The sequence below is a fragment of the Hydrocarboniphaga sp. genome (genome assembly GCF_028291725.1).
GTDB lineage: Bacteria > Pseudomonadota > Gammaproteobacteria > Nevskiales > Nevskiaceae > Hydrocarboniphaga.
Genome location: NZ_JAQGNT010000085.1, coordinates 58,039 through 71,719 on the forward strand (window position 1 = coordinate 58,039; position 13,681 = coordinate 71,719).

Here is a 13,681-nt window from a genome sequence, read left to right on the forward strand (position 1 = left end):
GGTGGTTGGGTTTGTGGATCGGGACGGCTACCACTGCGATATCGGCCGGTCGCCGGAAATCTGCAGTTTTTGGCTGTTACGCCAAGCTTGGCTGGCCGCGCCGCCCTGTTCGCGCCCCGCGCTACGGTTGAGGATCGCCCGCCACCATGACCCCCGCCATGACCCAGTACCATCTCAACGCCCCCTTGTCCGCCGAACTCGGCGCGCGCGCCGCGGCGATTTCCGCAGGCCTGCGTAGCGGCAAGATCGGGCCGGACAAAAGCGACGAGGTCAGCGAGTTGATCGTCGATCTCACTGATTTCACGATGCGCTACTTCTTCGCGCGCCCGGCCGAGGTGTTCAAGCTTGGCCTGGCGTCGCGCGGCATGATCGATCTGGGCATCCGCAGCACCGGCAAGACCATCCGCATGGCCCTGCGCCAGGTTCTGCCGCGGCTGACGCCGGAGCAGTTCAAGCAGGTCGCGGACTATCTCGAAGAAGCGGTGCTGACCGCCAGGCCGCCTCGCAAGCCCACATGAGCACTAGCGGCGACCCGGCTGCGGAGCGCGGCACGGACCGTATTCGCCTGATCGACATGCTGGCCAGCGGTGCGCGCATGCTGCCGGAGCTGCCGGCGGTGCTGCGTGGTCTGGTGCGGCTGGTGACACTGCATCACGACGCGCGCGGTTCGATCGGCGCGCTGATCGCCAATCACGCCCGCCTGCGGCCGAACGCGCTGGCGCTGATGTTCGAAGGCCGGCGCTGGAGCTATGCCGAGTTCAACACGCAGGCCAACCGCGTCGCCTCGGTGCTGCGCGCGCAGGGTATCGGGCCCGGCGACGCGGTCGCGATCCTGATGGAGAACCGCGCCGAGGTGCTGATCTGCGTCGCCGCGGTACTCAAACTCGGCGCGATCGCCGGCATGATCAACCATCAGCAGCGCGGCGATGCGCTGACGCACAGCCTGAAACTGACCAAGGCGAGGCTGGTCATCGTCGGCGAGGAGTGCCGCGAAGCGTTCGCGTCGACGCGCTACGTTCCGGAGTCGGGCGAGCCGCTGTCGGTGTTCTGGGACGGTGACAGCGCCGCCCCCGAAGACTTCATCGCGCTGCGTCCGCTGCTGGGCCAGGCTTCCGTCGAAAACCCGCCGGTGACCGCGCGGATTCAACTGAAGTCCCCGGCCTTCTACATCTTCACCTCGGGCACCACCGGCTTGCCGAAAGCCTCGGTGATGTCGCATTTCCGCTGGATTCGCGGCATGGCCGGCATGGCCGAAGCGGCGGTGCGTCTGCGCCAGGACGACATCCTGTACTGCTGCCTGCCGCTGTATCACAACAACGCGCTGACGGTGTCCTGGGGCGCGGTGCTGGCGCGTGGCGCCGGGCTGGCGGTGTCACGCAAGTTCTCGGCCTCGCGCTTCTGGGACGAGATCCGCGCCAGCGGCTCGACCAGTTTCTGCTACATCGGCGAGTTGTGCCGCTACCTGCTGAACCGTCCGGCCTCGGATCAGGATCGCGAGCACAAGCTGCGCGTGATCGTCGGCAACGGCCTGCGGCCGGAGATCTGGGACAGTTTCCAGCAACGCTTCGGCATCGAGCGCATCTGCGAGTTCTATTCGGCGAGTGAATCCAACCTGGCCTTCGTCAACGCCTGGAACATGCCGCGCACCGCGGGTTATTGCCCGCTGTCGTACGCGATCGTGCGCTTCGATGCGGACGCCGAAGCGCCGGTGCGCGATGCGCGCAATCACCTGCTGCGCGTGGAGGCCGGCGGCGTTGGCCTGCTGATCGGCGAAGTCACCCGCAGCGCGCCTTTCGACGGCTATACCGACGCCAAGGCCAGCGAGACCAAGCTGCTGCGCAAGGTATTCAAGGACGGCGATTGCTGGTTCAACACCGGCGACCTGGTGCGCGATCAGGGCTGGCATCACATCCAGTTCGTTGACCGCGTCGGCGATACCTTCCGCTGGAAAGGCGAGAACGTCGCGACCACCGAGGTCGAGGCGGCGCTATGCACCAGCTCCGGCGTCGCAGAGGCCGTCGTCTATGGCGTGCAATTGCCGGGCATCGAAGGCCGCGCCGGCATGGCCTCGCTGAGCGTCAGCGGCCAGGACTTCGACGGCGCCGCGCTGGCGCAGTGGCTGCATCGGTGCCTGCCGCCGTATGCGGTGCCGCTGTTCCTGCGTCTGCGCCGCGATCAGGAGACGACTTCGACCTTCAAGCATCGCAAAGTGGATCTGAAGCGCGAGGCCTACGATCCGGCGCGCGTGACCGATCCACTGTACGTGCTGCAGGACGGTGCCTACGTGCCCCTGACCGCCGAGTGCTACGCCGGCTTGCAGCGCGGAGACTGGCGCTTCTGAGCGCCGCCGTTGCTGCCGATTGCGCAGATCGAAGTATTCGAATGACGCGCCCGACACCGGATGGCGTCTGTGCCGCTGGCGCCGGTGAACGCGGCCAATGTTCCGGAACTGGCGGCGTGCAAGTCTCCGGGCACTGAAGAGGAGCCCCAATGAAAGTCGACATCGAGATCGAACGCAGCATCACGGTTGCGCTGCCTCCGGAAAAAGTGCGCCCGTTGCTGGATGACATCGAAGGCACGGTTTCGCGTTTCCCGAAATTGAAGAAGCTCACACGCGTCGCCAAGGACCAGTACGTCTGGGAACTGAGCACCATCGGTTCGCGCATGGCCAGGATCGCCCACGACGTGACGTATGGCGCGCGTTATCAGCGCAGCGCCGACGGCAACGAGCTGTCGTGGAAGCCGCTGCCTAACAAGGGCAATGCGAGCATTGCCGGCGCGTTCCGCGTGGTCGAACACAAGGCTGGCAGCGAGATCCGCTTCAAGGTTCACGGCGAGTTGCGCGACGTGCCGGTGCCCTTGATCTACCGTCTGGTGGCGCCGCCTTTTATCCAGGGCAAGTTCATCCATCTGGTCGAAACCTTCCTCGAGCGCACGCGCGATGCGCTGTTGGACAAGAACGCCGCGCGCTGAAGCGGCTCGTCGGCAATCCCGTTGCCGAGGCGAGGCCTCGGTTGCTGGGTAAGTCCGCCGCCAAGCTGAAGTAGCCTCAACGATCAGCACTGTAGGAGCGGACCTTGTCCGCGATTGTGACGGTGGGGCCTCAATCGCGGACAAGGTCCGCTCCTACAGTTGCGTATCGACCGACAGCGAAAAGGCCTAGCGCATTGCCGCGTAAGCCGCGCTCAACGAGCCCACTTCACTCAGCAGGCCGGTGCCGAGCTGATGAAGCTCGGCATTCCGCTGGACGACATGTTCGAGGTGCTGGGCAGCCTGCGCGCGCATGCGGAACAGGCCTCGGACCAGTTGAGTAGGTTGGGGTGAGCGCAGCGAACCCCAACATCAGCGCGGACGAATGTTGGGGTTCGCTTACGCTCACCCCAACCTACAACATCTGCCGATATCAGGCGGCCCGGCGGATCGGCGCGGTCGGTCTGGAGTATGTGGCGGCGAGTTCATCGACCGCCTCGATCAACGCGCGATTGTTCTGGTCCCAGGGATGGAAGCCGGGCCGGAAGTAGTCCAGCCCCGGCCTGATCATCTGCCGCAGCATGCCGCGCCTGCCGCCGAGAAAACGCCCGAATTCCAGCCACTGCCGCATTCCGCGCGGGCGTTTCGGGTCGGCGCGCAGCAGCTGGGCCTGGAACGCCAGCACGTGTGCCAGAAACAAGGGCATCACGATCGCGAAAGCGCCGGAACGCAGCGTGTAGGCCACCGCGCCGCGGCCTACCGCGGCCTGGTACACGTCGAAAGCCACGGCCTTGTGCTCGGTTTCCTCGGCCGCATGCCAGCGCCACAAGGCCCTGAGTTTGGGCTCGGCGCCGTCGAGCAGGCCGGGCTCGCTGAGCAGCAGATGCGCGAGCATCGCGGTGAAGTGTTCCAGCGCCAGCGTGACCGACAGCTGGGTGCTCGGCCCCAAATGTGCCTTGAGCCAGCCGAGCAGGGTCGAGATATAGCGCTCCAGGGCGTCGGCCGGCAGGCCGGCCTGGCGGATTAGATCGTTGTATTGATCGTGTTCGCGGCCGTGCATCGCCTCCTGGCCGATGAAGGCGGTGATCGCGGCCTTCAGCTCCGGGTCTTCGATGCGCTCGCGGAAGTGGCGGACGCTGTGGATGAAGAAGCGCTCGCCCTCGGGGAAGAACAGCGACAGCGCATTGTAGAAATGGCTCACCGGGAAGCCGCGCGGATGCCAGCGGCCGGCGAGATCGCGGTCGATCCGGTCGATGCCGAAATCGAGATCACGGCGTATCGGGACGAGTTGCATGGCGCCTCCTTGGCGGACAGTCGTGCACCAAGGTCTGCCAGATGCTGCAGTGCGTCAAATCCTGTACGGATGGGATTCAGGCTCGCCGATCGGGTTTTGCTAATCGATTGATTCTGTTCGGAGCCGGCATCGGCGCATTGTGAACGAACGTGCACTGAACGCGCAGCCGAGCTTCCTTAAGCCTTGGCCGCGACCACCGCGTTGAAGATCGTCAGCGCGCTCTCCACGACATCGTCGAGATCGCGTTTGAAGCCTTCCATGAACCAGCTCATCGCGATGAAGACCACCGAGCCGACCAGGCCGGCGGTGACCAGGTCTTCGAGCTGGTCCGGCACCGCCGGCTGCGGCAGGCGCCGGGCGGTCATCCGGATCAGCATCGCGAAGTCGGCGACCGCGCTCTGACTCAGGCGCGTGACCTCCGGGCTGACGCCGAGGATCTCGAACAGCAGGATGCGCGCGGCATCCGGGTTGTCGCGCATCGCGCCGAAATAGCCGCTCAGGCCCAGACGCGCCAGCTCGCTTGGTGACTCGGTGCCGGCCGCGAGGATGGTCTGTGCGATCTGCGCCTGCAGCTGCTGCACCAGGTGCGCGTAGACCGCGCCGAGCAGGCGTTCGCGGTCGCCGATCGCCTCGTAGAAATAGCGCTCGGTCAGGCCGGCCTCGGCGCAGACCGCACGCACCGTGGTCGCCGCATAGCCTTCGCGGCCGATGACCTTGATCCCGGCCTCGATCAGCCGGCGCTTGCGCTCGTCGCGGCGCTCGTCGGCGCTGGCGCCCCGATACGGCCGGCCTGCAGTCTTTGCGGTTTCAACCATGCCGGCATATTGACTCCCGGCGTTGTCAGATGCAAAGTGACATCATATGTTGTCAAAATAAGCAGGAGATTGCATGAAGGACTTTTCCGGTCGCGTCGCGGCCATCACCGGCGCTGGTTCCGGTATGGGCCGCACCCTGGCGGTGCAGCTCGCGCAGCGCGGCTGCCACCTGGCGCTCAGCGACGTCAACCCGGAAGGCCTGGCCGGCACCGCCGAGCTGGCGCGCACCCACGGCGTGACGGTCACCACCGCTATCGTCGATGTCGCCGACCGCCAGGCGATGGAGGACTGGGCCGCCAGCAGCGCTGCCGCCCACGGCAAAATCAACCTGATCTTCAACAACGCCGGCGTCGCGCTGAGCTCGACCATGGAAGGCGTCGACTACGCCGACTTCGAGTGGATCATGGGCATCAATTTCTGGGGCGTGGTTTACGGCACCAAGGCCTTCCTGCCGTATCTGAAGGCCGCCGGCGAAGGCCACATCATCAATACCTCGAGCCTGTTCGGCCTGTGCTCGCAGCCCGGCATGGGCGGCTACAACGCGTCCAAGTTCGCGGTGCGTGGCTTCACCGAGGCGCTGCGCCAGGAGCTGGACATGGCCCACTACGGCGTCAGCGCCACCAGCGTGCATCCGGGCGGCATCAAGACCAACATCGCGCGCGCCGGCCGCGTGTCGCGCAATATCGAAGGCCTGCTGGTCAAGGACTCGACCAAGAGCGGCGAGCACTTCGAAAAGCTGTTCATCACCAGCGCCGACTCGGCTGCGAAAACCATCCTGCGCGCGGTCGAGCGCAACTCGCGCCGGGTGCTGGTCGGGCCCGATGCGAAGGCCACCGATCTGCTGGTGCGCCTGTTCCCGAGCTTCTACCAGGTGGTGCTGTCATGGCTGGCACGCTGGTTCATGAAGGGCGTCTGAGCCGAGACGGTGAAGGTCGGCAATCCCTTGCCGACGTGAAACCTCGACTGCATATCGGAATTCGCACGTCGGCAAAGGATTGCCGACGGGAAATCCCCCGAGTGCCAGCGGCCGCGCTGGGGGAAGTGCAGAATTCAGGCTTGGGGTCCGTCAGCCAGGGGAATGCCATGTTCGATTCGTCGACTTTCACCATCATCCACACCGTGCTCAGCGTGGTCGCGCTGCTGCTCGGCCTCGTCTCGATCGGCGGCCTGCTCAGCGGCAAGTCTCTGTCGGCCATTGACCTGCCGTATCTGGCGACCTCGGTTGCGACCAGCGTGACCGGCTTCGGCTTCCCGTTCCTGAAGTTCCTGCCGTCGCACGGCGTTGGCATCCTGTCGCTGATCGCGCTGACGATCGCGGTCTATGCGCGCACGGTCGGCAAGCTCGAAGGCGGCTGGCGCTGGAAGTACGCGGTATCGACCACGGTCAGCGTCTATTTCCTGGTGTTCGTCGGCGTCGCCCAGTCCTTCACCAAGGTCGAGCTGCTGCATGCGGCCGCGCCGACGCTGGCCGAAGGCCCGTTCGTTGCCACGCAGGCCGGTGTACTGCTGTTGTTCGTGCTGCTCGGCGTCGGCGCGGTGCGCATGGCGCCGCGCGGCCTCGGGCTTGCCCGAACCGCCTGAGCGTCTACTTGGAGTCCGCCACCGTCTGCGCCGCCGCACCGGCGCGACGCGCTCGCCGGCTTTCGCGGTACTGCACCGGGGTCTGTCCCGACCAGCGCTTGAACGCGCGGTAGAAAGTGCTGGGCTCCGAAAAGCCCGTTAGATAGACGATGTTCTCGATCGCCTCGTCGGTCTTCGCCAGCAGGCGCTTGGCCAGGTGGAAACGGAAGTCGGCCAGGATTTGCGAGAAGCTGGTGCCGGCGCGGGCGAGTTCGAAGCGCAGCCGTCGCGGCGGGATGTCGAGTTCCTTCGCCACGTCTTCCAGGTCGCAGTTCTCCAGCTCCAGCCGCTGCGCGAACACGCCGCGGATGCGCTCGACCAGATCTTCGCGCTTGAGCTTCAGCAGGCGCTTTTCGGCGAGGCCCTCGTGCAGCAGCAGCAGGTCCGGGTCGGAATGCGGCGAGCGATAATCCAGCATCGCCGGATCGAACCAGATCTCGCTTTCGCGGCCACCGAACTCGACGCTGCAGCCGAAGATCTTGTCGTATTCCGCCTGTGGCGCGCGCTGGCTGCAGCGCAGCAGGACGCGCTGCGGCCGGAACCGATGCTCGGTCACCGCGCCGGCAAAGCGCATCAGCTCGTAGACCACGCAGATTTCGGTGTGACGCAACTGCGGCGCATCCATCGCGGTGCCGACCACCGCGACGCGCACCCCCCTGGCGTCCTGGTCCAGCCGCACGTTGATCGCGTCGGAGATCAGCCGCAGATATTTCAGCGAGCGATTCAGGCCCTCGCCGAAAGTGCGGCTGCTGAACATCAGGTATTCGAGCACCTCGCCGCGGAAAATCGGCAGGTGCGGACACAGGTGCAGGCCGATCTCCGGGTCCTTGGTGACGGACTCGATCGTGCTCCAGAAAAAAACCTGTTGCTGATGCGGCGTGCGCAGCTCGCGCAGGGCCAGCTTTTCGGCGTCGTAGCCGAGGCGTTGATAGATCGCGGCGACGTCGAGCCCGGCCTTGACCATGCCCTGGTGAACGACCTGCAGTAGTTGCCCGGAATCCCGCATCGGCGCCCTTCGGATTGGATCGCCCAGTGTGCCGGATTGGCCGCTGCGACACACGCGCGGCGCTTGCCCGGCCCGGCTATTCGGCCGGCCGGACCCATTCAGGCGGCGCCCACAGATGCTTCAGCCGCAGGCGCAGCGGGCCGCGTCGTGCCACGTCACTGAACATGTCGCGCCACTCGTGGAACATCATGACGATCGGATTGCGCGTCTTGATCTGGCGCGTGATGCCGTAGTCGCAAGGCGCCTCCTCCGGTACGAACGAGCCGAACATCTTGTCCCAGATCACCAGCACACCGGCGTAATTGCGGTCGATGTACTGCGGATTGCGCGCGTGATGCACGCGGTGATGCGAGGGCGTATTGAACACCGCCTCGAACCCGCGCGGCAGCTTGCGTACCGCCTCGGTGTGCACGAAGAACTGGTAGCCGAGGTTCACCGCGACCACCAGGATCACGTGCTCGGGCTTGAAGCCGATCCAGGCCAGCGGCAGCCAGAACGCCCACATGCCCGACAGCGGGTACGTCAGGCTCTGGCGCAGTGCGGTCGACAGATTCATCGTCTCGGACGAGTGATGGGTGACGTGGCTGGCCCACATCCAGCGGATGCGATGGCTGCCGCGATGGAACCAGTAGTAGAAGAAATCCTGCAGCACCACCAGCAGCAACAGCGTCCAGCCGTTGAACGGGATGTCGAACAGCCGGTGCTGGTAGATCCAGTAAAACAGGCCCAGCAGAAGCGCCCAGGCGATGCCGTCGGTGGCCGCATGCGACAGCGCCAGCACGATGTTGGACCGGGTTTCGTGCAGCGAGTAGGTCTGCTGCCGGCGATGGCGCAGCACCAAGTACTCCGTCGTCATGCAGACGACGAAGACCGGCGCCATCAGCAGCAGAAAAATCTTCTCGATGCCGATGCGGTGAATCGTAGTGACGAGTTCGCTCAACATGGCTGCATTTTATGCCCTTGCGCCAGACGCAAGACTGGTAAATCCGCCACCTGTAGGAGCGGGTCATACCCGCGACTGAGACGTTCGGGAGCACAGTCGCGGGTATGACCCGCTCCTACAGGTGGAGGTCGTGGTTACAGCCGCGCCGCCAGCCTGCAGCCCTGGTCGATCGCGCGCTTGGCGTCGAGCTCGGCGGCGACGTCGGCGCCGCCGATGCGATGCACGCTGACGCCGGCGAGTTTCAGCGGTTCCTCCAGCTCGCGCAGCGATTCCTGGCCGGCGCACAGCACGATGTGATCGACCTCGATCAGCTGCGGCCGCTCGCGCTTCTCGCCATAGCTGACGCGCAGGCCGCCGGCTTCGATCGCCTCGTAGTTCAAGCCCGGAATCATCTTCACCTGCTTCATCTGCAAGGACGCGCGATGCACCCAGCCGCTGGTCTTGCCCAGGCCGGCGCCGGGCTTGCCGGGCTTGCGCTGCAGCAGCCAGATTTCGCGTGGGCTCGGTGGAACATCGCGGATCACGCCGGCAACGCCGCCACGGGCATCCTCAGGATCGCCGACACCCCATTCGCGCTGCCAGGCGGGCAGATCGAGCGTTGTCGAATGGCCGTCGCTGGCGAGGAACTCGGCAACATCGAAGCCAATACCGCCGGCGCCGATCAGCGCCACGCGCTTGCCGACCGCAGCTCCGCCGCGCAGCACGTCGACATACGACAGTACGCGGCCTGCGGCCTCGCCATCGGCTTGGCCGGGGATTTTCGGATTGCGCGGCAATACACCGGTCGCGATCACGACTTCGTCATAGCCCGCCGCTTTCAATTGCTCGGCATCGACTCGCTTGCCGAGCTGCAGCTTCACGCCGGTGACTTCGATGCGGCGTTTGAAATAGCGGATCGTCTCGTAGAACTCTTCCTTGCCCGGAACCCGCTTGGCCATGTTGAACTGGCCGCCGATTTCGTCGGCAGAGTCGAACAGATCGACCGCATGTCCGCGCTCGGCCAGCACCGCTGCGCAAGCCAGGCCGGCGGGCCCGGCGCCGACCACCGCGATGCGCTTTTTGACGTCGGCGGGCGCGTAGTTCAACTCGGTTTCGTGCGCGGCGCGCGGGTTCACCAGGCAGGAAACCAGCTTGTTCCTGAAAGTGTGATCCAGGCAGGCCTGGTTGCAGGCTATGCAGGTGTTGATTTCGTCGGCGCGGTTTTCCGCGGCTTTTTTGACAAAATCCGCATCGGCCAGCAGCGGCCGCGCCATGCTCACCATGTCGGCGTAGCCGTCGGCCAGCAGTTGCTCGGCGACATCCGGTGCATTGATCCGGTTGGTCGTGATCAGCGGGATTTTCAGGCCTTCGGCCTTGAGCTTCTTGGTGACCCAGGCGAACGCCGCGCGCGGCACGCTGGTGACGATCGTCGGCACCCGCGCCTCATGCCAGCCGATGCCGGTGTTGATCAGTGTCGCGCCGGCGGTTTCGATTGCGCGCGCCAGCTGCACGATCTCGCTCCAGGTCTGGCCGCCCGGCACCAGGTCGATCAGCGACTGGCGATAGATGATGATGAAGTCCTTGCCGACCGCGGCGCGCGAACGCTCGACGATCTCGATCGCGAGACGCTGGCGGTTTTCGAGACTGCCGCCGTAGTGGTCGTTACGCAGGTTGGTGCCCGGCGCGAGGAACTGGTTGATGAAGTAACCCTCGCTGCCCATGATTTCGACGCCGTCGTAGCCCGCCTCGCGCGCCAGAGCGGCGCAGCGCGCGAATGCACGGATCTGGCGCTCGACGCCATGCGCCGGCAGCTCACGCGGCGTGAACGGCGTGATCGGCGATTTGATCCGGCTCGGCGCGACCGACAGCGGGTGATAGCTATAGCGGCCGGCGTGCAGAATCTGCAGCGCGATCTTGCCGCCTTCGGCGTGCACCGCATCGGTAATCAGGCGATGGGCGCGCGCCGACGCGCTGGTGGAAAGCTTGGACGCTAGCGGCAGCAGCCAGCCTTCGATGTTCGGCGAAAAACCGCCGGTCACGATCAGGCCGACACCGCCGCGCGCGCGCTCGGCAAAATAGGCCGCGAGCCGCGGAAAATGCTTGCGGCGATCTTCCAGGCCGGTATGCATCGAGCCCATCAGCACGCGGTTCCTGAGCTGCGTGAAACCGAGGTCGAGCGGCGCGAGCAGATGCGGGTAGGGTGATGCAGCGGACATGAAAACCTCGGGTGGAAGGAAGGCGTTTTTCCGCATCAGCGCACGCGGCAGTGGCGTACACGCCATGAGCGCCTGTCGGTCCCGCCATGGCGCGCGCAGGATCAACGCCCGAATCTGCGTGCGTCAAGCGCCATGGCGAGTACGGGTTCGACGTCGCTAAGCTTGGCCACAATTTCTCACTCCAGATCCGGATTCCCCCAATGAGCACCATCGGTCGTCGAGTCGCCCTGCTGGGCGGCGCCCGCATCCCTTTTGCCCGTTCCAACACGGTCTATTCCTACAAGAGCAATCAGGACATGCTGACCGCTGCGCTGCGCGGAGTGGTCGACAAGTTCCAGCTGCAGGGCGAGCGCCTGGGCGAAGTCGCCGCCGGCGCGGTGCTGAAGCATTCGCGCGATTTCAACCTGACCCGCGAATGTGTGCTGTCCTCGGGCCTGGCTGCGGAAACCCCGGCTTACGACGTGCAGCAGGCCTGCGGCACCGGTCTTGAGGCCGCGATCCTGGTCGGCAACAAGATCGCGCTGGGGCAGATCGAAGCCGGCATCGCCGGCGGCGTCGACACCGCCTCCGACGCGCCGATCGCGGTCGGTGACAAGCTGCGCACGATCCTGCTGGATCTCAATCGCGCCAAGACCGCCGGCCAGCGTCTGGCGATCCTGAGCCGCTTCCGTCCGGCGATGCTGGCGCCATCGGCGCCGAACAACGGCGAGCCGCGCACGCGCATGAGCATGGGCGAGCACTGCGAGCTGATGGCGCAGGAATGGAAGATCCCGCGCGAAGCCCAGGACCAGCTGGCGCTGGAGTCGCACCTGAAAGCCGCCAAGGCCTATGACGAAGGCTTCTTCGACGATCTGCTGATCGAGTACGCCGGCGTCACCCGAGACAACAACCTGCGCGGCGACAGCAAGCTAGAGAAGCTGGCGGCGCTGAAGCCGGTGTTCGACCGCAAGTCGGGCAAGGGCACGCTGACCGCCGCCAATTCCACGCCACTGACCGACGGCGCGTCCGCCGCACTGCTGTCCAGCGAAGCATGGGCCGACGCGCATGGCTTCAAGCCGCAGGCGTTTCTGGTCCACAGCGAGACCGCTGCGGTCGACTTCGTGGTCAAGAAAGAAGGTCTGTTGATGGCGCCGTGCTACGCGGTGCCGCGCATGCTGGAGCGCGCTGGGCTGACGCTGCAGGACTTCGATTTCTACGAGATTCACGAGGCTTTTGCTGCGCAGGTGCTGTGCACGCTCAAGGCCTGGGAAGACCCCAAGTTCTGCCACGAGCGCCTGGGCCTGGCCAAGCCGCTGGGCGCGATCGACCGCAGCAAGATCAACGTCAAGGGCAGCAGCCTGGCGCTGGGCCATCCGTTTGCCGCCACCGGCGGCCGCATCCTGGCCACGGCCGGCAAGCTGCTGGAACAGCGCGGCGGCGGCCGCTGCCTGATCTCGATCTGTGCCGCCGGCGGCATGGGCGTGGTGGCGATCGTCGAGCGCTGAGCGTAGGTCGGCAATCCCTTGCCGACGTGAAACCTCGATTGCGCATCCGGGGGTACACGTCGGCAAAGGATTGCCGACCTACTACAATTCGCGGCCTTACTGATCCGCGAGAAATCCGATGGCCGTCGCCTGGCAGGCTCCCGAATTCCTTTACCCGGTCGCCGGCGTGCGCCTGGGTGTCGCCGAGGCCGCGATCAAGAAACCGGGCCGCAAGGACCTGCTGCTGATCGAGCTGGCACCGGGCACGCGAGTCGCCGGCGTTTTCACACAGAACGCGTTCGCGGCAGCCCCGGTGCTGGTCTGCCGCGATGTGCTCGCCAGCGGCGCGACAGTGCGCGCGCTGGTGGTCAATGCCGGCAATGCCAACGCGGCCACCGGCCAGGGCGGGCTCGATGACGCGCGCCTGGTCGCCGGCAGCGTCGCCGCTGCGCTCGGCTGCGAAGCCGGCCAGGTGCTGCCGTTTTCCACCGGCGTGATCGGCCAGCGTCTGCCGGTTGCGCGCATGACCGCGGCCGTGCCGGCCGCGAAAGCCGATCTGCGCACTGATGGCTGGCTGGCCGCGATGCGCGCGATCATGACCACCGACACCGTCGGCAAGGGCGCGACGCGGCGTGTGCAGACCTCGCAGGGCGAAGTCACCGTCACCGGCATCGCCAAGGGCGTCGGCATGATTCACCCGGACATGGCGACGATGCTGGCCTATATCGGCACCGACGCGCGCCTGTCGCCGGCCGCGGTCGACGCGGCGCTGAAGACCGCGGTGTCGCGCAGCTTCAACTGCGTGACCGTCGACGGCGATACCTCGACCAATGATTCCTGCCTGCTGTTCGCGACCGCGCAGGTCGGCGGCGCCGACATCGACACTGCGCATGCCGATTACGCGCCGATTTATGCGGCGATCGAGCAGGTCTGCCTGGAACTCGCGCATGCGATCGTCCGCGACGGCGAAGGCGCGACCAAGTTCGTCACGATCAACGTCACTGGCGCGACCGACGAAGCCGCCGCGCGCCACGTGGCGCTGTCGGTCGCGCATTCCCCGCTGGTGAAGACCGCGCTGTTCGCGTCCGATGCGAACTGGGGCCGCATCGTGATGGCGATCGGCAAATCCGGCGTGCCGGTCGATCCGGCCAAGGTCGACCTGTGGCTGGACGACGTCAGCCTGCTGCGCGGCGGCCAGCCGCACCCGGAATACCACGACGATCTCGGCGCCGCGGTGGTCGCAAAAGCCGAGTTCACGATCCGCATCGGGCTAGGAGCCGGCGACGCCAGCGCCACCGTGTGGACCTGCGATTTCAGCTACGACTACGTCAGGATCAACGCCGAGTACCGCACTTGAGCGGTACGACAAAACGAT

12 protein-coding genes are annotated in these 13,681 nt (G+C 65.9%); 7 read left to right on the forward strand and 5 right to left on the reverse strand.

The window, feature by feature from the left end; all coding sequences use genetic code 11:
* The first annotated feature begins 146 nt into the window (after nt 1-146).
* The 3 genes from JWQ90_RS22345 (at nt 147) to JWQ90_RS22355 (ending at nt 2,973) form a co-directional block, all read left to right on the forward strand.
* The gene (locus JWQ90_RS22345; RefSeq protein ID WP_299697208.1) at nt 147-518 is read left to right on the forward strand and encodes a hypothetical protein; all 372 of its coding nucleotides are present in this window, start codon (nt 147-149) and stop codon (nt 516-518) included.
* On the forward strand, nt 515-2,341 hold the full coding sequence (locus JWQ90_RS22350; RefSeq protein ID WP_299697209.1) for a long-chain-acyl-CoA synthetase: 1,827 nt from the start codon (nt 515-517) through the stop codon (nt 2,339-2,341). Before JWQ90_RS22345 ends, JWQ90_RS22350 begins: the two co-directional genes overlap by 4 nt.
* Before the next feature lie 149 nt (nt 2,342-2,490).
* Entirely contained in the window at nt 2,491-2,973 is a 483-nt protein-coding gene (locus JWQ90_RS22355; protein WP_299697210.1) for a hypothetical protein, read from the forward strand.
* 430 nt (nt 2,974-3,403) lie between these two features.
* Here the strand turns inward: JWQ90_RS22355 and JWQ90_RS22360 are convergent, their stop codons facing one another.
* Together JWQ90_RS22360 and JWQ90_RS22365 are read right to left on the reverse strand one after the other, a co-directional pair.
* Complete coding sequence (locus JWQ90_RS22360; protein WP_299697211.1) at nt 3,404-4,264, reverse strand: metal-dependent hydrolase; 861 nt, start codon at nt 4,262-4,264, stop codon at nt 3,404-3,406.
* A gap of 176 nt (nt 4,265-4,440) precedes the next feature.
* A complete protein-coding gene (locus tag JWQ90_RS22365; RefSeq protein ID WP_299697212.1) occupies nt 4,441-5,079 on the reverse strand; it encodes a TetR/AcrR family transcriptional regulator in 639 nt (212 codons plus the stop codon).
* Between the two features lie 73 nt (nt 5,080-5,152).
* Here JWQ90_RS22365 and JWQ90_RS22370 point away from each other — a divergent pair, with 73 nt between their 5' ends.
* Both JWQ90_RS22370 and JWQ90_RS22375 read left to right on the forward strand, forming a co-directional pair.
* A complete protein-coding gene (locus JWQ90_RS22370; RefSeq protein ID WP_299697213.1) occupies nt 5,153-5,995 on the forward strand; it encodes an SDR family NAD(P)-dependent oxidoreductase in 843 nt (280 codons plus the stop codon).
* A 167-nt stretch (nt 5,996-6,162) separates the two neighbouring features.
* Complete coding sequence (locus tag JWQ90_RS22375) at nt 6,163-6,660, forward strand: hypothetical protein (RefSeq protein ID WP_299697214.1); 498 nt, start codon at nt 6,163-6,165, stop codon at nt 6,658-6,660.
* A gap of 4 nt (nt 6,661-6,664) precedes the next feature.
* Here the strand turns inward: JWQ90_RS22375 and JWQ90_RS22380 are convergent, their stop codons facing one another.
* The 3 genes from JWQ90_RS22380 to JWQ90_RS22390 all read right to left on the reverse strand — a co-directional run bounded on the left by JWQ90_RS22380 (nt 6,665) and on the right by JWQ90_RS22390 (nt 10,843).
* The gene (locus JWQ90_RS22380) at nt 6,665-7,705 is read right to left on the reverse strand and encodes an AraC family transcriptional regulator (protein WP_299697215.1); all 1,041 of its coding nucleotides are present in this window, start codon (nt 7,703-7,705) and stop codon (nt 6,665-6,667) included.
* Nucleotides 7,706-7,781: 76 nt separating this feature from the next.
* Nucleotides 7,782-8,648, reverse strand: coding sequence for a sterol desaturase family protein (locus tag JWQ90_RS22385; RefSeq protein ID WP_299697216.1), 867 nt, complete (start codon nt 8,646-8,648; stop codon nt 7,782-7,784).
* Nucleotides 8,649-8,782: 134 nt separating this feature from the next.
* Nucleotides 8,783-10,843, reverse strand: a complete 2,061-nt coding sequence (locus tag JWQ90_RS22390; protein WP_299697217.1) for an NADPH-dependent 2,4-dienoyl-CoA reductase — start codon at nt 10,841-10,843, stop codon at nt 8,783-8,785.
* 200 nt (nt 10,844-11,043) lie between these two features.
* Here JWQ90_RS22390 and JWQ90_RS22395 point away from each other — a divergent pair, with 200 nt between their 5' ends.
* Both JWQ90_RS22395 and argJ read left to right on the forward strand, forming a co-directional pair.
* Nucleotides 11,044-12,327, forward strand: a complete 1,284-nt coding sequence (locus tag JWQ90_RS22395; RefSeq protein ID WP_299697218.1) for an acetyl-CoA C-acetyltransferase — start codon at nt 11,044-11,046, stop codon at nt 12,325-12,327.
* 118 nt (nt 12,328-12,445) lie between these two features.
* Nucleotides 12,446-13,663 (forward strand): bifunctional glutamate N-acetyltransferase/amino-acid acetyltransferase ArgJ, encoded by a 1,218-nt coding sequence (argJ, locus tag JWQ90_RS22400; protein ID WP_299697219.1) that lies wholly within the window; start codon nt 12,446-12,448, stop codon nt 13,661-13,663.
* The last annotated feature ends 18 nt before the right edge of the window (nt 13,664-13,681 follow it).